This is a genomic window from Mucilaginibacter achroorhodeus, assembly GCF_007846095.1.
GTDB classification, from domain to species: domain Bacteria; phylum Bacteroidota; class Bacteroidia; order Sphingobacteriales; family Sphingobacteriaceae; genus Mucilaginibacter; species Mucilaginibacter achroorhodeus.
This window is the reverse complement of the sequence record NZ_VOEI01000001.1, coordinates 82,170-98,098: the sequence shown is the minus strand read 5'-3', so window position 1 is coordinate 98,098 and position 15,929 is coordinate 82,170. Positions and strand designations below refer to the sequence as shown.

The window sequence follows — 15,929 nt, the reverse complement described above, 5'->3', positions numbered from 1 at the left end:
TTTCTACAGAAACTATTTAAAGTATACGAATTATCCCATGGAAGTTAAGAGTACCGGTGTTAAAAGTAGCTGGCTAAAAAATATGATCATTAAAAGGTTGTATTTTGATAAAGCAATGTCTTGTGCCGGTTTAAGCCAGCTTTTTGATAAAAGTATCCCGTCTATAGCCAAGGCAATCAATGAATTGATAAAAGAGGGCTTTGTGGTTGAACAGGGTTATGCGCCATCAAGCGGTGGACGCCGCCCGCTGATGTACGCTATCAATGCCAATGCTATGTTCATATTAGCCGTAGCGATGGACCAGCTATCGGCAAGGATACAAATGCTTGATCTCAACAACAGCCCAATTGCCGATATGGCTACGGTTGAGTTAAAGCTTCATAATAATGATGAAGCACTTTCCCAACTGATAAACCACCTAAAAAAATATATAGCTCAAACCGGTGTAGCTAAAGATAAAATTGCAGGTATAGGCATAGGCATGCCCGGCTTTATCAACGCCATTGAAGGTATCAACTATACCTACCTTGATGCCGGCGGCGAAAGCCTGAGCAAATACATAGAGCGCGCTACAGGCATCACTACTTACATAGATAACGACTCGAGCTTAATTGCACTGGCCGAGCAAAAGTTTGGTATTGCCCGCTCTCAGCAAGAGGTGATGGTAATAAACCTGGGCTGGGGTATAGGTTTAGGCATGATCATCGATGGCAAAATATTCAGAGGCTACAACGGCTTTGCAGGCGAGTTAAGTCATATACCGTTATCTGACGATGGCGAGCTTTGTGTATGTGGCAAACGTGGCTGCCTGGAGGCGGAAGCATCGATGCTGGTTGTGGCAAAGAAGGCTGAAAAGGGGATAAAGAAGGGCCGGGTTACCAGTCTGCAGTTGCAGGATGGCCAATCGAAACTGATAGGGGATGCTTTAATGGAAGCCGCTAATCAAGGCGACCAATTTGCCATTGAGTTGCTTACCGAAGCCGGTTATAAAATTGGCAAGGCGCTGGCTATACTGATCCATATCATGAACCCTGCTAATATTGTGTTGAGCGGCCGGGGAGCAAAGGTTGGTAAGATCCTGATGGCTCCAATACAACAGGCTTTGCACAAATATTGTATCCCAAGACTATCATCCGGCACGGAGCTTTTAATTTCTTCATTAGGCTTTGATGCCGAGCTGATAGGTGCTGCCGTATTGGTAATGGAGAATTTCGATAAAGAAGATAAGGTTGTTTAGTGATCGGAGATTAGTTAACCAGAGATTGCTAAAAGTGCTTAGAATATGTCAAACGCTTATGCCATCGCCTATCTCAATGATCTGGTGAAACTCAATACCTGATCTCTCAAAATGTTTTCTGTAGTTTTCATAACGCTGCTTCAGAAAGAATTCTTTAGCGTAGCCATCGTGTACAGGCAGTATCCTTTTAGGCCTCACTCGGTCTGCAAAGCCTGCTATACGCAGTTCGTTGGCAAAGGGGGACATGGTAACCATGATAAGTACTTCAATATCTCTGAATTCGGTGAGTTTAGTCTCCATTGAATCAACCGGGTGCAAAACTTTATCGTTGATGATAAAGCCGGTCATTTGAGGTATCGAGTTATCCAGCAATGGTTCGTGTTGCACGGGGAAGGCATGTAATTTAAACGGCCCCAGGTCAAATGTGCCTTCTTTGATGATGTTGAAGGGTATATCTTCTTTCGCCAATGCTTCGCCCACTTCATCATTGGTGTAAACGCGGGCTTGGCTGCTCGCAACTATCTTTTTAAGGTTATCTACATCAAGATGATCGGGGTGAATATGAGTGATGATTATCGCATTAACATCAGCAAAGCTATCCGGTTTAATTAATCCCTCTGCAAAAGTAAACTTACCGGGGTCGAATAAGATCTTATACCCCTTATCTTCAAACACCAGGCACGAATGCAAGAATTTAGAAATATTCATTTTTAGCAACAGTAGTTTAAATTTTAAACCCTACTTATTGCCTAAAAGTTTGATTATAATATTTCTTTTAGTTCCTCAAATTTGTTGATAGTTGCAACCATACCTGTTTCAACGGCCCCAAAACCATAGGCCGCAAAAATGAAGGGAACGCCGGCTTTTGCAGCAGCGTCATAATCGCCCATAGTATCACCTATATAAACAGGTGCTTGCAGGTTATGATCATTCACAATGTCTTTTATGTTATCTGCCTTAGGGTTTCCTTTGGTGCCAAAACATTGATGGGCAAGAAAATGCGGGTGCATGTTATGCAGATCTAAAAACAATTCGATATAGCCGCTCTGGCAGTTACTTACAATATAAAGCTTGTATAATTGGCCTAAGTAAGTTAACGTATCCGCAAGGTTTGGATAAAGCTCGCCGCCTTGTTTGTGCAGGATATCCAACTCGGCAACTGAGCAAAGTTGTTGTACCTGGCTGCGTTGTTCAACGCTAAGCGATGGGAATAACTTTTGGAAAATGGCATCGTAGGTCATCCCGGTGATAGATCTTACCCGCTCACGGCTCATCACCTCGCCTGCCATAAAAGGAGCCCGGTCCAGGGCCGTTTGCCATGCACGACTGATGGTTTCTGTACTGTCCCAAAGTGTGCCATCCAGATCAAATATAATGCTGTCGAATTTTCCTTTTAAGTTTTCCATATCGGGTTTGTGCCGCAAAAATAGAATTATTTTGAGTGCACCCGATCAATAAATAGGAAACTGACCAAATATGTACAATAACGACATGACAGGTAAAGCCAGCAGCAAGAACATTCTTGCCTGCTCTACTTTGTTTGAATCGCCTTTTACAAATACGTTGTTTATATCGGTGAGTATAGTGTCAATTGCTTTTTTCATGGTAACAGGTTGTTATTTCTGTTTGTGTGACCATGAGTGGCGCGTATGGTTTAAAGCCAGTGGCAACTAATTAGAGAATTAGCTGTTAATCACCATATAAAGATGAGTTGTGGAAATTCCAATCATCTATATCAATAATACCCGGCTTAGTCTGGTAATGAGAGTTATCGACAGGGCATTTTACAACGTACCTTATGGTATCAACCCATGCAACTATGGGCCTTGCGCCGCATTGCTTGCAGTTTTTGCAACAGAAAGTTACAGGTATGTTGATAAACCCCTTCATCTGGCATAATTTCATCCACGAGACGCGCAAATTCGTTATATCATAACACGTCTGTTAAAATATAATAATAAGGTTTGCGGGCGAAATTGTTGCCTGATGAAACTGTTAGAATTAAAGCAGTATGCTATTTAGCGTCATTTATCTCGATCCAGTAGCCGTCCGGATCCTGGATGTAAAGCTGAGACACGCCATCAATACGATGTTCTATCTGGCCCGGCACTTGTTTCCAGTTGCAATAGGAAATGTTTTTTGCTTTGAGCATCTCAGCAAATTTGGGTACCGATGATACGCTGAAACAAATATGATCTGCTATAACCTTAGTAGTTGCGCAATTGCTTTGTATTACGTGCATGGCAATATTGGGTGCAATGCTGTACCAGGTATGCACGGTATCCTTAAATGGATTCGGGATAATTTTGAGATTTAAAACGGTGGTATAAAACTCGTTGCTCTTTTTCAGATCTTTTGAGCAAAGGGCTATATGATTAAACGTTGCCTGTGCTTTCGCAGCAGGGCAAACAAACATGAACATACAAACGGCTACACCGGCCAGTAATTTGGGTAGAGAAATACGCATGGTTATTGGTTTGTGTAAATATACGTTAGTAATTGTATAGGGATCAGCTTGTAGAAAAATTATGTGTAACAATTATACTTACAATCATTTTTACGGCATTTTGGTTAAAGCTTTATGTTAAAGCAGATAAGTTCCGGTACGCGCGCATTTTGCGCTATTATATCATTGTTGTGCATTGCAGCTATTGTACTTCAGCTAAGCATGTCCCTACCTGGCTATGCAGACAGAGAGCGTACATTGGGTGGCTTCCTGTTAGAGTACTTTAGCTATTTTACCATACAAAGCAATTTATTGGTTGCATTGTGCACCGGCTGTGTTGCGTTGTCAGGCTTTAATGGTAAATGGTTTACCCGTGCGGGAGTGCTGAGTGCCGTTGCGGTTTGTATAACAATTGTATCGCTTGTATATAATCTTGTTTTGCGATCTACCTTTCATCCTGTTGGATGGGCGCGTGTGGCAGATGAACTACTGCATGTGGTAAACCCGGTCTTGTATCTCATCTTTTGGGCTGCTATATCTCCTAAAGCAGGTATCACTTATAGGGGCACGTTCAGCTGGCTTATTTATCCGCTTTTTTACATCATCTATATTCTTGTTCGTGGTGCTTTAACAACCAAATACCCTTACTTCTTTTTGGACGCCGGTAAATTTGGGTACCCGCAGGTTGCACTCAATATCGCCGTTTTGGTTGTTGTTTTTTGGTTGTTTTGTATGCTGTACGCCTTTATAGCACAGCGAATTACAGGGCGGAAAAGACAATCCTGATCATTGGCATATCTTCATTTGATTGTAACAAGTTAGTTATGCGAGCCCTGCGGCATTAAACTTGGAAAGCTTTGCGCAGTTTAATATTTAAACAATGCGCTATTAAAAAGCAAAGTGAAGGAGATATTAAAAATGAAAAAGAGCATCATAAAAATAATGGCCGTACTGGTGTTAGGTACCGCATTATTCTCAAGTTGTACAGTAGACAATTATAATAACCGTCGTTACGGCAGGTATCATTATGACAGGTATCACGACCGTTATTATCGCGACCACGGCTACTATCGTAACTATTAATCTAACAAGTACATTCTATCAACCCTAAATACGAAACAATTATGAAATACTTAAAGATGGTCGCCGTTGCGGCAATAGCACTATTTAGTTTTAGTACTGCGGATGCACAGGTGTCAATTTCGGCACAAATAGGTACGCCGGCGCCTGTGGTTTATGAGCAGCCGGTTTATGTTAACCGCCCTGTATATCACCGCCCGCCACGCCGTGTAGTAGTGGTAGAGCGCCGTTACCACCGCCGTTATTACCGCCCGGTTTTTGCACCGAGGCGATCATATTACCATCATCATTACCGCGCCCGTGGCCCGATACATGTAAGGCGATATTAATAATAAAAGCTCCCGCTGCGAAATGCAACGGGAGCTTTTGTTTTAAGCCGGTTATCAAACAATGCCTCCTTCTTAAGGTTATTGTTAACGCAAAACGTAACAGGTGTTTTTACAAATCAATTACCTATCCTTTTATATCTTGCAATCTTAAGCTATCTAATTTTATGCAAAGAGGCGGTTTATTCAATTTTTTCCTTATCACATCGGCTATAGCGTTCTTAATGGATTGGTACGTTTTTAATGGCCTGCGTACCTTAACTGCCGATTGGCAATCGCGCTTTGCCAGGCAAGCGTTACCATGGGGCTTTTTGCTTATCTCGGTAGCCGTCACCGTTGTGTTTCTGGTTGGCATCAACAGCTTTAACTCTGCAAAAGGAATGACGCCGTTTCATGAGTGGATGTTAAGCCTTTTCCTTACGTTCTTCGTTACCAAATTGGTGTTTTGTATAGTATTGTCACTTGGCGATCTTGGGCGCTTTATAACGGGATTAGTTGGGAAGCATGATCAAGGCGAGCCGTATTTTCCGCAGCGGCGAAAGTTTATAAGTGAGATAGCGGTATTGCTGGCAGCTATACCATTTGCATCTTTCTTTTATGCCATGATACGTGGTAAATACGATTATAAGGTGCATAAGCATACCATTTACTACGATGAATTGCCTGAGGCATTTGACGGATTTACCATCACCCAACTATCCGATATCCACTCGGGCAGTTTTGATAATGTAGAGGCAATGCAAAAAGGCATAGACCTGGCCAATGCTCAAAAATCTGACCTGTTTGTCTTTACCGGCGATCTGGTTAACAATGCTGCCTGGGAAATTGAGCAGTATATTGATAATTTTAAGCAGTTGAAAGCACCATACGGGCAATTTTCGATATTGGGTAACCATGATTATGGAGATTACATACAATGGGAGAGCGAACAGGCAAAGCGCTATAATCTTGAAAAATTGAAGCGCCATCACGCAGAGTTGGGCTATCGCCTTTTACTGGATGAGAACGTTGAGCTGGAAAAGAACGGCCAGAAAATATCACTCATAGGTGTACAAAACTGGGGACGTGGCTTTATACAAAAAGGAGATCTTGATAAAGCCCTGCAAGGCGTAGATGATAAAGCATTTAAAGTACTACTCTCTCACGATCCCACCCATTGGGAGGAGAAGGTACGTTATTATAAAACTGATGTTCACCTAACGTTATCCGGCCATACACACGGTGCGCAGTTTGGGGTAGAAACTGCAGGTTTCCGCTGGAGCCCGGTGCAATATCGTTACCTGGATTGGGCTGGTCTTATCAAACAAAACAACAGGCATTTGTATGTTAACCGCGGCTTTGGCTTCCTGGCCTTTTCAGGCAGGTTAGGTATCTGGCCTGAGATAACAGTGATCACACTAAAAAAGAAAAGAGCTTAACCGGCTATGGATAACGACATTTTCAGGCATTTTGCAGACATCACTACGAGAGAGATCGCTCCGGGCTTTTTCTCTAAACTGATACACACCGATAGCAATACTATCAACTTTATAGAGGTTGCGGCGGGCTGTGCGTTGGGTACACATAACCACATGCACGAGCAACTATCTTTCGTTATTGAAGGAAAATTTCAGCTAACGGTGAACGGTACCGCACAAATACTTGACCCGGGTATGTTTGCGGTCATACCATCAAATGCACCGCATAGCGGCTTAGCCATTACAGATTGTAAACTGATAGATGTTTTTACCCCTGTACGCGAGGATTATAAAAACCTGTAAGCGCAGCACTTTAACATTTGTGAGCTATTCGATACATTTGCTGCATGGCTATAACTCCTGCAAAATCTTCTGATATTCCTGAACTGGTTGATCTGGTAAACTCTGCTTATCGCGGCGAAGGCGCCAAACAAGGCTGGACAACTGAGGCAGACCTGATTGACGGAACCCGCACAGACATCGGCAGCCTTACCGAGGAACTAAATGGCCCGGCTGTTACCATGTTAAAAAATACTGATGACAATGGAAGAATCACCGGTTGTGTGTTTTTGCAAAAGCGTGGCGAAAAGCTTTATCTCGGTATGCTTACCGTATCACCAACTTTGCAGGCTAAGGGTTTAGGTAAACAATTGCTGCAAGCCGCAGAAGATTTTGGCCGGGAACATGGTTTAAATTGTATGACTATGACCGTTATAACCAAACGCGAGGAATTGATTGCCTTTTATGAAAGGCGTGGCTACGCCAAAACAGGCGAAGTGATCTCCTTTACCATACCCGAGCATAACGGCGTAGCTAAAGAACCTTTAGAGATGTACAAGCTGGAAAAGTCTTTATAGGCTACTCTCCATTTTAATAAGGCGTTTGCAGGCAATTACGATGATTTATTATCTTTAAATGCAACGCCGGTAAAATATCGGTGTCCTTTATATCAGAACTATTAAGGCATTGTATGAACCATCTATCCCCTCAATTAAAGGATTTTATTGTTGATTATTGCCGAAGGTACAAGGTTGTGCCGGTTGATACATCAATGATAAAAGCCGACACCAGCCTGGATCTCGATCTCGACATTTACGACATCGAGATAGATCTTTTTCTTTCGGAGTTTGCAGAACATTTCAAGGTAGATAAGTCAAAGTTCAGCTGGTATAAATACGGTTACCCGAAAGGTTCAACAAGGGTGCGTATGATAAAAGCCATGTTCGGCTACAAGCATAAATGGGTTAAAAAGGTAACTGGCTATTGTTACAAGCCAAAGTTTAAAGTAGCGGTTTTGCAGCAGGCTATAGATAACGGAAAGCTTGTTTAGCATAAAGATAAACTGTCGTGCCACCCGTGGCCAAAGGGTGGTATCACACACAAATTACGGCTATGACAGGTTTAGTTTTTTACGGTGTGGGTCCCGGCTTGGTAGCTAACAAACCGGGATAACAGTATTTTTTTCTTATGGCATCCGCTCACCTTTTTCACTGTATTCTATTAGCTTTTGCAAACGGCTCAGTTGCGTTTTTTCTTGCTTAGCGCTCATCACCCTGTGCAGAGAAACCTTTCGATACCATGGTGCCTGGGCCTCAAAAAATTTCCACGCGGCCTTATTGGCTTTAAAGAGCTTTTTATAAGCAGGTAGTAATTTTTTCTCCTCGTTTTCAAATGCGTAAATTGCAGAGCGGTCTTCCCTTCGCTTTTCAAAAGCTGCTACTCCGGCCGGTTTCATCAACCCCTTGTCGGTAAGTTCTTCAATCTTTTTAATGTTAACAGCGCTCCATATACTGCCGGGCTTACGCGGCGTAAACCGTATGGAATAGCTTTTATCATCTATGGATCTTCGCACGCCATCTATCCAGCCGAAACACAAGGCTTCATCAACAGATTGCGGCCAGGTTATGCTGGGCAAGCCGGAGCCTGTTTTGTAGAAACCCACCAGCAGTTCCTTTTCGGTCTCTGCGTGCTGCTCAAGCCATTCTCTTAATTTAGCGGGTGTTTCAAAAAATAAGGGCTGCATACTGCTAATATACAGTAATGCTTTAGGCTTTTTTAGAGGTTGCCACTATCACAATGCCGCCAACCAGCAAAATGCCGCCTAAGTATGGTGGCCAGTTTACCGTCTTCTCCCTATCGGCTGATACCTGTATTGGCCCCGCATCAATTATCTTTTCCTTTTTGGTATAAGTAAAGCCTGTCCATATCAGCATAACTGCGCCAACCACTATCAAAATTATTCCTAAAGTCCTGTTCATGATTTGTTGGATTTAAAGGTTCAATTTGTGAATGATTTTTTAAGGGAATTTGTTTTAATTCAACTACAGATAACCTATGGTCAACGTCGATTTTCAGTCGCTACCTATTGTAGGTCTTTAGGTGTAATCCAGCCTCATTAAATCTATTTTTTTTTGCCAGACACCGATTTATACATTAGGTTTGATACGATAATCCCTCGTCGCAAGTCGTATATAATGAAAGATGAATTGATACTGGAGACCATTACGGTGACCAAAAATTTTTTTGGCGATAAATCTTCAGGCGTAAATAATGTTACTGTTTTTATACCCAAAGGCAAGATCACAGGTATAGTAGGTGAGAGTGGCAGCGGGAAAACATCGCTCCTTAAATTGCTATCCGGCCACATGAAGCCAGATTCAGGCGACGTATTTTTTCATGGTCAGCCATTGCCTGCAAGGACTACTAATCTACAGCCCGAGCACGGCAAGATAACCATGGTAAGCCAAGACAATGCCGATATGGATACAGCCGCAACGGTGTGGGATAATCTGGGCAGGTCACTACCCGCAGAAGATGTTAATTACAAGATACAAAAGATAACACAAGCATTAAACCTGTTAGGTATTGACGATCTGCGTGACCAACCATTCGGCAAGCTGAGCGGCGGGGAAAAGCAACGGGTAACCATTGCAAGAGCGCTGATAAACCGCCCGGAAGTATTAATGCTTGATGAGCCCTTTAATCAGGTTGACGCCAATTACCGCGAAGGCTTGCAGCACGATATACGCCAGATTGTAAAGGAATGGGGAGTAACTGTTGTTCTTGTATCGCATGACCCTGCAGAGCTGCTTTCCATGGCGGATGAACTGATCGTTATAAAAGAGGGTGAGATTGTAGAGCATGGTTCGCCAGAAAAGCTCTATGAAACGCCTAAACTTTTATACACAGCCAGGATATTGGCAAGCTGCAGTGAGATGACGGCTAACCAGGCTAAAACCTGTGGCATAAAATCAAAAAGAGGTACGGTAGTGATATACGCCGAACATGTACAGATAGCGTCTTCCATGTCAATGGGTTCAAAGTGGTTGGTTAAGCAAGTGCTCTACCGTGGCTTTTACGAGGAACTTATTGTAGAACGAAATCAAGTAATCCTTCGCGTTTATAACTATAACCTGCGTAAGCATCCGGTAGGTAGTAAGATAGGAATCAAGATCACTAAGTTTTATGAGTTTGGTAGATGGTTGGGGTAAAGTGACCAACAACATCCTTATTAAAGCGTCGTTGCGAGATGCGAAGCAATCTCCCAACTTGCAAAGCGCCTCTGTATAGCAAATAGATTGCTTCGTACCTCGCCATGACGCTAATTGATAACTTTACTTATACAGCTTCTGGCACACCTCGCAATAAAAACTTGTGCGGTGCGATTTGCCGGTGTCTTTGCGGATAATTGGCACGTGGTTACGCGGGCATTCTTTCTTATGGTAAGCCTTCCAGTTTTTCTTTAATGTTCCTGCCTGTTTCTGCTCCAGAAATTGGAAGCTGTATTTCACTGCTTCGTTGATCATTTCTGTAAGCTTTTTTGGTGGCAAGGCGCTTACCAAACTCTCCGGATGGATGCGGGCGTTAAATAACGCTTCGTTTTTGATGATGTTGCCAACACCCGAGAATATGTGCTGGTCCATCAGCGCATCGCAGACAAGCAGATCAGGGTCAGCTTTCATCTTTTTGATGGCTTTGCGGCTGCTCCAGTGGTCGCTCATGATGTCGGCTTGCCAGTCGTACGCCTTGTCCAACGGTTCCGTGATCAATTGCAGCTGGCAGGCATAAAAGTTAAGCTCGGTATCGTCAGTAAAACGCAAACCTAACCGGGGCGGCTTAGCAGTGTGTGTATTGATGCGGTAGGTGCCAAACATCATCATGTGTATGCGCACCGTAAACTTAGGGAAGCATATTAAAAAGTGCTTGCCCCAGCTTTTAAAGTCTATGATGCGTTTATCTACCAGCAGTGAAGCGTCTAAAGATTTATTATTACAGGTAGCTTCGGCAACAGTTTTATGTTTAAATTGCTGTACCAGTTCTTTTAAGATCAATATGCTTGGACCTTCGGGCATGTAATTGGTTTTAGCCCCTCCAACCCCCTGGAGGAGGAGCTTTTTTAAAACAATTGAAAAAGCAATTGTTTTAAATTCCTAATTAAGGCCGCAACGTGAAAGAATTTCCTAATTCCCCTTTAGGGAACCGGGGGCTTAATGCCCGCTCTTCTTCTTCAGTAAACCACCCGTGGTATCGTCAACACTGGTTTGGACAATAAAGGCAGCAGGATCTATCTTTAGTATCTCACGTTTCAAAAGCGGCACCTCCAGACGGGTAGCCACGGTGAAGATGATCTCGCGAGGAGAATTAATATGGCCATCTTTGCCATAACCGCTTTTACCCTGGTATACAGTAACCCCACGGCCCAGGCTTTGGGTAATGGCAACGCGTATTTCTTCGCCTTTGGTTGATACCACCGTCATGCCCGTGTATTGCTCCAAACCGTTAAGGATAAAGTCGATCATTTTAGAAGCGGACAAATAGGTAAGGATCGAATACAAACCCGATTCAACACCGAGGGTAAATACGGCGACAACAAATATGACTACGTTAAGGATAAGGATCACATCGCTCACGCGGACTATCTGTGCACGTTTACTTACCAGTAGGGCAGCTATCTCCGTGCCATCTAAAACGGCACCACCACGTATAGCCATACCTATACCTGCACCAATAAATACCCCGCCGAATACTGCAGTAAGCAATTTATCATGCGTAACATCAGGGAAATGAACGAAAGCTAAGCACAGCGATAGACCTGCAATTGCAGCCGCGCTTTTAACAGCAAACTTTAAACCCAGTTTGCGGTAGCCAAGTATTAAAAAAGGTATGTTGATGATAAAGATAAGTACTGATAGCGGTGTTTTCGTAATATCGGCCATCAACATTGATATACCGGTAACCCCGCCATCAATAAAGTGACTTGATAAAAGGAATCCCTTTAGGCCAAAGCCGGCAGAGAATATTGCACAAACGAGTAAGACGGTGTCAACCAGTACATTTTTAATTTTCATAGTAGAATTAGGTTAGCAAACGGGCTTAAGATAGCCAAAAAAGCCCGGATGACCTAATTTACCAGCCTCCCTGCAGGCCCTCTTTAAGCGCTGCGCGGTAGTTTTCGAGGTTAAAAGAGTATAGGTAAGGGGCTTTATGAGCGCCACCTTTTCGTGTCTCTTCCAGTTTATTAAGAATACCAAAACCAAGTATCCGGCGCTGAAAATTACGGCGGTCGAGCTTTTTATCCAGTATGGTCTCGTAGAGTTTTTGCAGCTCTGGCATGGTAAACTGCTGCGGCATCAGGCTGTAGCCTATAGGCTGGTAGTTAAGCTGCAGCCTGAGGGTATCCAAAGCAGTACGGAAGATATGCTCGTGGTCTAACTGGAAAGCAGGCAGATCATCAAGATCGCGCCATGTGCATAGTTCAGAAAAAGCATCGGGCATTGGAGTAACATCAACAAAGTCGACCAAGGCATAGTAACCTATGGAAATAAAACGTTGATTAAAGAAGCTGTTATCCTTATAGATCTCATTATGAAACTTTGACCTGTCCGGATCGCCAAAAACATGAAACTGGCGGAGAAAAACCTCATCAATGCCGGTGCGCTCCTTTAATATTCGGTTTGCTGCTTCTTCAATAGGTTCTTCTTTAAGTACAAAACCGCCCGGCAGGTACCAGGCTTCTTCATTATTGCTTTTAAGCATCAAAACTTTGAGCTGGCCTTCATGAAAACCAAACACAACGCAGTCAATAGATATATGATTTAAGTATATCTTTTCCCAATGATCGTCTAACTGCTCCTTTGTTAACATTTAAGGGGTATTATATAAAAAACTTTGATTGTTTGATTTTAATATCTACAATTGTGTACTATTTACACCTTTCCGGGCGTAAATTCTATAGCCAATTATAGTAATAAGTTTTACAGTTATTTTATAAAGATAGGTTAACATTTGAATAATGTTGGCTTTTACCGTATTTAAGCTGTTTATAGATGAAAAAAAAATTTACCCGTAACAGTGCAGCATTTATAGGTGCTGCTTTATTAATGAGCGTTTGCAGTATAAATGTAAATGCACAAACTGCTGCAGAAACTGCAAAGATGAACGCCTATGTAACCGGCCTGATGAAGAAAATGACGGTCGATGAAAAAATAGGTCAGCTTAACCTGGTTACCGGCGGTATGGCCATCACGGGCTCGGTTACTAATAACGGTATCGGCGATGGCGTTAAGAACGGCACCATTGGCGGCATCTTCGGTTTATACGGTGTTGCCGAAGTTCGTAAAATGCAGGAGGCTGCCGTTAAAGGGTCTCGCCTGCATATACCTTTGATATTTGGTTTGGATGTTATCCACGGTCACCGTACCATATTCCCCATACCACTGGGTATGTCTGCTACGTGGGATCTTGATCTCATCAAACAATCTGCACGTATTGCCGCGAAAGAGGCAACTGCCGAAGGTTTGAACTGGGTGTTTTCTCCAATGGTTGATATTGCTCGTGATGCACGCTGGGGCCGTATTTCGGAAGGTAGCGGCGAAGACCCATACCTGGGCGGTCGCATTGCTGCAGCTATGGTGCATGGCTACCAGGGCACCAGCCTAAAAAATACAGATGCTGTTATGGCTTGCGTAAAGCACTTCGCACTTTATGGTGCTGCGGAGGCTGGCCGCGAATACAACACGGTTGACATGAGCCGCCTGGCAATGTATAACTATTACCTGCCGCCTTACAAAGCGGCCGTTGATGCCGGTGTTGGCAGTATCATGAGTTCATTTAACGTGGTGGATGGTGTGCCCTCAACCGTTAATAAATGGCTGCTTACAGATCTGCTTCGCAAGCAATGGGGCTTTAAAGGTTTCGTGGTTTCAGATTATACCTCACTTAACGAGGTTACCAATCACGGCCTCGGCGACCTTAAAACGGTATCAGCCCGTGCTATTAATGCCGGTTTAGATATGGACATGGTAGGCGAAGGTTACTTAAAAACACTTAAGAAATCATTACAAGAGAAAAAAGTAGACATGGCCGATATTGACAGGGCCTGCCGTTTGATACTGGAAGCTAAATATAAATTAGGCTTGTTCGATAATCCATACAAATCGCTTGATGCCGCGAGAGAGAAAAGTGATATCATGACGGTTGCTAACCGTGTTGCGGCCCGTTCGGCTGCGGAGCATTCTTTTGTACTGCTAAAAAATGATAACCAGATATTGCCGCTAAAGAAAAGCGGTGGCAGCATAGCTTTGGTTGGCCCCTTGGCAAACAACAAACGCGATATGCTGGGCACCTGGGTTATCGGTGGCGAATGGGAAAAATCGGTAAGCGTGATGGAGGGCATTGAGCGTGTGGTTGGCGATAAGGTAAAGATCAATTACGCCAAAGGCAGCAACATTACTGATGATACAACTTTTATCAAACGTTTAAACTTTGGCCCGGGCATGGTTTCCTTAGATAAGGAGTCGCCTGAAGATATGATCGAGGATGCTGTTAAAGCGGCAAAGAGGTCCGATATCATCGTGGCTGTAGTAGGAGAGTCGCAAAGTATGAGCGGTGAGTCATCAAGCCGGTCTGATATCAGCATACCCGAAAGTCAACAAAAAATGCTCAGGGAACTTGCAAAACTACATAAGCCTATGGTGTTGGTGCTATTTAATGGGCGCCCGCTTACCCTGCAATGGGAAAATGATAATGCAACCGCTATATTAGATGTATGGGCGCCGGGCACCGAAGCCGGTAATGCTATTGCTAACGTATTGTTTGGTAACTATAACCCTTCAGGAAAGTTAACCACAACATTTCCGCGCAGCGTAGGGCAGATACCGTTATATTATAACCACTTAAATACCGGCCGCCCTTACACTAACGGTCCAACAAAGTTTAAATCTAATTACCTCGATATTGATAACTCACCGCTTTATCCATTTGGCTATGGCTTAAGCTACACGAAATTCCAGTATAGTAATTTAAAGCTCAGCAAAACCAACCTTAAAGGCAACGAAACACTTACCGCAACGGTTACGGTTTCTAATACGGGTTCTTATACAGGAGAGGAAACTGTGCAATTATATATAGGCGATCCGGAGGCCAGCATCAGCAGGCCGGTAAAGGAGCTTAAAGATTTCAAAAAGATCACGCTTCAGGTAGGCCAAAAGAAAGATGTAAGCTTTACGATAACGCCCGACAAATTGAAGTTCTTTAATAGCGATCTGAGGTATGACTGGGAGCCGGGCAAGTTCATTATCGAAGTAGGTACCAACTCTGATATTACCGAATCTGCTACTGTTAATTGGATGAAATAGCTTATAAATAAATTAAATAAACTGTCATTAAAACAGCTTTTGCACAATGCAAAAGCTGTTTTTGTTTATACAAACCTTTTACAGTGCAAGAAAAATCGACTTCGTGTATTTTGTACAAGTAAATGTCGTTTAGACATTATTAACCACTTTAAAATTTAATAATTCGTTAACATCTTATACATCCGGCGGGTCAGACTTCTTAAAAAAAATCGCGAAGTTTTTAAATGCAGCGTTTTGCTGGGCCGGGAAATCTATTATATCCCTTAAAGTGTTGGTAATTGTGGATAATTAGCACTTTTAACGCTGTAAATGAGCTTATTATTTAGATACAAAAATTGCCTTTTTTTTAATAAAAATATAAGCGGCAGGAGATATGCTGATATTTTATTAATTAATTGATTGCATTTATGAATAATTTATAATTCTGATATAAATCTTGTGTAGCGTATACACCTTAGTTATATTAGATAAATGCCAATATAAACCGGGTTCTTTTTAAATAAGCCCAAAAACAAATTAACCAGATATTAAAGTGAGGCAACATCAGCCGCTTCCATATCCTGGTTTTAGTAGGAACATTTTAATAGGATAGTGTAAATACATGATTAAACTTTTACATTTTCTTTTTTCATATCTCAAAACCGAAGGCTTAGGCTTTTACCCTGAAAAAAGAACTTCTCTAAGCTTATTGTATGCTACCACCGCACGACGGCGAACGTGCAGGTACGGCCATGTTCCTATATCTCA

At 42.7% G+C, this 15,929-nt stretch carries 20 protein-coding genes; 11 read left to right on the top strand and 9 right to left on the bottom strand.

What is annotated here, in order from left to right:
* Positions 1-37: 37 nt before the first annotated feature.
* Complete coding sequence (locus FPZ42_RS00460) at positions 38-1,237, top strand: ROK family protein (RefSeq protein ID WP_146268537.1); 1,200 nt, start codon at positions 38-40, stop codon at positions 1,235-1,237.
* A 48-nt stretch (positions 1,238-1,285) separates the two neighbouring features.
* On the opposite strand, the gene FPZ42_RS00455 is transcribed toward FPZ42_RS00460, so the two are convergent.
* From FPZ42_RS00455 to FPZ42_RS19085, 3 genes are read right to left on the bottom strand one after another with little or no spacing between them, the layout of a single operon-like run.
* Entirely contained in the window at positions 1,286-1,945 is a 660-nt protein-coding gene (locus FPZ42_RS00455; protein ID WP_146268536.1) for an MBL fold metallo-hydrolase, read from the bottom strand.
* Positions 1,946-1,998: 53 nt separating this feature from the next.
* Complete coding sequence (locus FPZ42_RS00450; RefSeq protein ID WP_146268535.1) at positions 1,999-2,643, bottom strand: HAD family hydrolase; 645 nt, start codon at positions 2,641-2,643, stop codon at positions 1,999-2,001.
* A gap of 45 nt (positions 2,644-2,688) precedes the next feature.
* Positions 2,689-2,841 carry a hypothetical protein gene (locus tag FPZ42_RS19085; protein WP_186458659.1) on the bottom strand — a complete coding sequence of 51 codons (153 nt, stop codon included), beginning with the start codon at positions 2,839-2,841 and terminating at the stop codon, positions 2,689-2,691.
* 109 nt (positions 2,842-2,950) lie between these two features.
* Between FPZ42_RS19085 and FPZ42_RS00445 the strand changes: the two genes are divergently transcribed.
* Entirely contained in the window at positions 2,951-3,136 is a 186-nt protein-coding gene (locus tag FPZ42_RS00445; protein WP_146268534.1) for a hypothetical protein, read from the top strand.
* Positions 3,137-3,251: 115 nt separating this feature from the next.
* On the opposite strand, the gene FPZ42_RS00440 is transcribed toward FPZ42_RS00445, so the two are convergent.
* Positions 3,252-3,704 (bottom strand): VOC family protein, encoded by a 453-nt coding sequence (locus FPZ42_RS00440; protein WP_146268533.1) that lies wholly within the window; start codon positions 3,702-3,704, stop codon positions 3,252-3,254.
* 114 nt (positions 3,705-3,818) lie between these two features.
* On the opposite strand from FPZ42_RS00440, the gene FPZ42_RS00435 reads away from it, so the two are divergent.
* The 7 genes from FPZ42_RS00435 (at position 3,819) to FPZ42_RS00410 (ending at position 7,876) form a co-directional block, all read left to right on the top strand.
* Positions 3,819-4,469 carry a Pr6Pr family membrane protein gene (locus FPZ42_RS00435; RefSeq protein ID WP_146268532.1) on the top strand — a complete coding sequence of 217 codons (651 nt, stop codon included), beginning with the start codon at positions 3,819-3,821 and terminating at the stop codon, positions 4,467-4,469.
* Positions 4,470-4,601: 132 nt separating this feature from the next.
* On the top strand, positions 4,602-4,766 hold the full coding sequence (locus FPZ42_RS19080; RefSeq protein ID WP_186458658.1) for a hypothetical protein: 165 nt from the start codon (positions 4,602-4,604) through the stop codon (positions 4,764-4,766).
* Between the two features lie 41 nt (positions 4,767-4,807).
* A complete protein-coding gene (locus tag FPZ42_RS00430; RefSeq protein ID WP_146268531.1) occupies positions 4,808-5,092 on the top strand; it encodes a hypothetical protein in 285 nt (94 codons plus the stop codon).
* 221 nt (positions 5,093-5,313) lie between these two features.
* Complete coding sequence (locus FPZ42_RS00425; protein WP_222431527.1) at positions 5,314-6,507, top strand: metallophosphoesterase; 1,194 nt, start codon at positions 5,314-5,316, stop codon at positions 6,505-6,507.
* 6 nt (positions 6,508-6,513) lie between these two features.
* The gene (locus tag FPZ42_RS00420) at positions 6,514-6,849 is read left to right on the top strand and encodes a cupin domain-containing protein (RefSeq protein ID WP_146268529.1); all 336 of its coding nucleotides are present in this window, start codon (positions 6,514-6,516) and stop codon (positions 6,847-6,849) included.
* A 44-nt stretch (positions 6,850-6,893) separates the two neighbouring features.
* On the top strand, positions 6,894-7,403 hold the full coding sequence (locus FPZ42_RS00415) for a GNAT family N-acetyltransferase (protein WP_146268528.1): 510 nt from the start codon (positions 6,894-6,896) through the stop codon (positions 7,401-7,403).
* A gap of 113 nt (positions 7,404-7,516) precedes the next feature.
* Entirely contained in the window at positions 7,517-7,876 is a 360-nt protein-coding gene (locus tag FPZ42_RS00410) for a DUF1493 family protein (protein WP_146268527.1), read from the top strand.
* 135 nt (positions 7,877-8,011) lie between these two features.
* On the opposite strand, the gene FPZ42_RS00405 is transcribed toward FPZ42_RS00410, so the two are convergent.
* Both FPZ42_RS00405 and FPZ42_RS00400 read right to left on the bottom strand, forming a co-directional pair.
* Positions 8,012-8,569: a YdeI/OmpD-associated family protein gene (locus FPZ42_RS00405; RefSeq protein WP_146268526.1), complete on the bottom strand. Its 558-nt coding sequence runs from the start codon at positions 8,567-8,569 to the stop codon at positions 8,012-8,014.
* 22 nt (positions 8,570-8,591) lie between these two features.
* A complete protein-coding gene (locus tag FPZ42_RS00400; RefSeq protein ID WP_146268525.1) occupies positions 8,592-8,804 on the bottom strand; it encodes a hypothetical protein in 213 nt (70 codons plus the stop codon).
* Between the two features lie 216 nt (positions 8,805-9,020).
* Between FPZ42_RS00400 and FPZ42_RS00395 the strand changes: the two genes are divergently transcribed.
* Positions 9,021-10,037, top strand: coding sequence for an ABC transporter ATP-binding protein (locus tag FPZ42_RS00395; protein ID WP_146268524.1), 1,017 nt, complete (start codon positions 9,021-9,023; stop codon positions 10,035-10,037).
* A 123-nt stretch (positions 10,038-10,160) separates the two neighbouring features.
* Here FPZ42_RS00395 and FPZ42_RS00390 read toward each other — a convergent pair whose 3' ends face one another.
* The 3 genes from FPZ42_RS00390 to FPZ42_RS00380 all read right to left on the bottom strand — a co-directional run bounded on the left by FPZ42_RS00390 (position 10,161) and on the right by FPZ42_RS00380 (position 12,690).
* Entirely contained in the window at positions 10,161-10,898 is a 738-nt protein-coding gene (locus FPZ42_RS00390; protein WP_146268523.1) for a DNA-formamidopyrimidine glycosylase family protein, read from the bottom strand.
* Between the two features lie 135 nt (positions 10,899-11,033).
* Positions 11,034-11,894: a YitT family protein gene (locus FPZ42_RS00385; RefSeq protein ID WP_146268522.1), complete on the bottom strand. Its 861-nt coding sequence runs from the start codon at positions 11,892-11,894 to the stop codon at positions 11,034-11,036.
* A gap of 58 nt (positions 11,895-11,952) precedes the next feature.
* A complete protein-coding gene (locus tag FPZ42_RS00380) occupies positions 11,953-12,690 on the bottom strand; it encodes an NUDIX hydrolase (protein ID WP_146268521.1) in 738 nt (245 codons plus the stop codon).
* Between the two features lie 182 nt (positions 12,691-12,872).
* On the opposite strand from FPZ42_RS00380, the gene bglX reads away from it, so the two are divergent.
* On the top strand, positions 12,873-15,182 hold the full coding sequence (gene bglX / locus FPZ42_RS00375; protein WP_146268520.1) for a beta-glucosidase BglX: 2,310 nt from the start codon (positions 12,873-12,875) through the stop codon (positions 15,180-15,182).
* Positions 15,183-15,929: the final 747 nt, after the last annotated feature.

Excerpts from the sequence above, each read along its gene's own strand:
- FPZ42_RS00390 (WP_146268523.1), bottom strand. The coding sequence starts at position 10,898 with ATGCCCGAAGGTCCAAGCATATTGATCTTAAAAGAACTGGTACAGCAA.
- FPZ42_RS00455 (WP_146268536.1), bottom strand. The coding sequence starts at position 1,945 with ATGAATATTTCTAAATTCTTGCATTCGTGCCTGGTGTTTGAAGATAAG.
- bglX (WP_146268520.1), top strand. The coding sequence starts at position 12,873 with ATGAAAAAAAAATTTACCCGTAACAGTGCAGCATTTATAGGTGCTGCT.
- FPZ42_RS00460 (WP_146268537.1), top strand. The coding sequence starts at position 38 with ATGGAAGTTAAGAGTACCGGTGTTAAAAGTAGCTGGCTAAAAAATATG.
- FPZ42_RS00450 (WP_146268535.1), bottom strand. The coding sequence starts at position 2,643 with ATGGAAAACTTAAAAGGAAAATTCGACAGCATTATATTTGATCTGGAT.
- FPZ42_RS00420 (WP_146268529.1), top strand. The coding sequence starts at position 6,514 with ATGGATAACGACATTTTCAGGCATTTTGCAGACATCACTACGAGAGAG.
- FPZ42_RS00430 (WP_146268531.1), top strand. The coding sequence starts at position 4,808 with ATGAAATACTTAAAGATGGTCGCCGTTGCGGCAATAGCACTATTTAGT.
- FPZ42_RS19080 (WP_186458658.1), top strand. The coding sequence starts at position 4,602 with ATGAAAAAGAGCATCATAAAAATAATGGCCGTACTGGTGTTAGGTACC.
- FPZ42_RS00435 (WP_146268532.1), top strand. The coding sequence starts at position 3,819 with ATGTTAAAGCAGATAAGTTCCGGTACGCGCGCATTTTGCGCTATTATA.
- FPZ42_RS19085 (WP_186458659.1), bottom strand. The coding sequence starts at position 2,841 with ATGAAAAAAGCAATTGACACTATACTCACCGATATAAACAACGTATTT.
- FPZ42_RS00405 (WP_146268526.1), bottom strand. The coding sequence starts at position 8,569 with ATGCAGCCCTTATTTTTTGAAACACCCGCTAAATTAAGAGAATGGCTT.
- FPZ42_RS00410 (WP_146268527.1), top strand. The coding sequence starts at position 7,517 with ATGAACCATCTATCCCCTCAATTAAAGGATTTTATTGTTGATTATTGC.
- FPZ42_RS00415 (WP_146268528.1), top strand. The coding sequence starts at position 6,894 with ATGGCTATAACTCCTGCAAAATCTTCTGATATTCCTGAACTGGTTGAT.
- FPZ42_RS00395 (WP_146268524.1), top strand. The coding sequence starts at position 9,021 with ATGAAAGATGAATTGATACTGGAGACCATTACGGTGACCAAAAATTTT.
- FPZ42_RS00400 (WP_146268525.1), bottom strand. The coding sequence starts at position 8,804 with ATGAACAGGACTTTAGGAATAATTTTGATAGTGGTTGGCGCAGTTATG.
- FPZ42_RS00425 (WP_222431527.1), top strand. The coding sequence starts at position 5,314 with ATGGATTGGTACGTTTTTAATGGCCTGCGTACCTTAACTGCCGATTGG.
- FPZ42_RS00385 (WP_146268522.1), bottom strand. The coding sequence starts at position 11,894 with ATGAAAATTAAAAATGTACTGGTTGACACCGTCTTACTCGTTTGTGCA.
- FPZ42_RS00440 (WP_146268533.1), bottom strand. The coding sequence starts at position 3,704 with ATGCGTATTTCTCTACCCAAATTACTGGCCGGTGTAGCCGTTTGTATG.
- FPZ42_RS00380 (WP_146268521.1), bottom strand. The coding sequence starts at position 12,690 with ATGTTAACAAAGGAGCAGTTAGACGATCATTGGGAAAAGATATACTTA.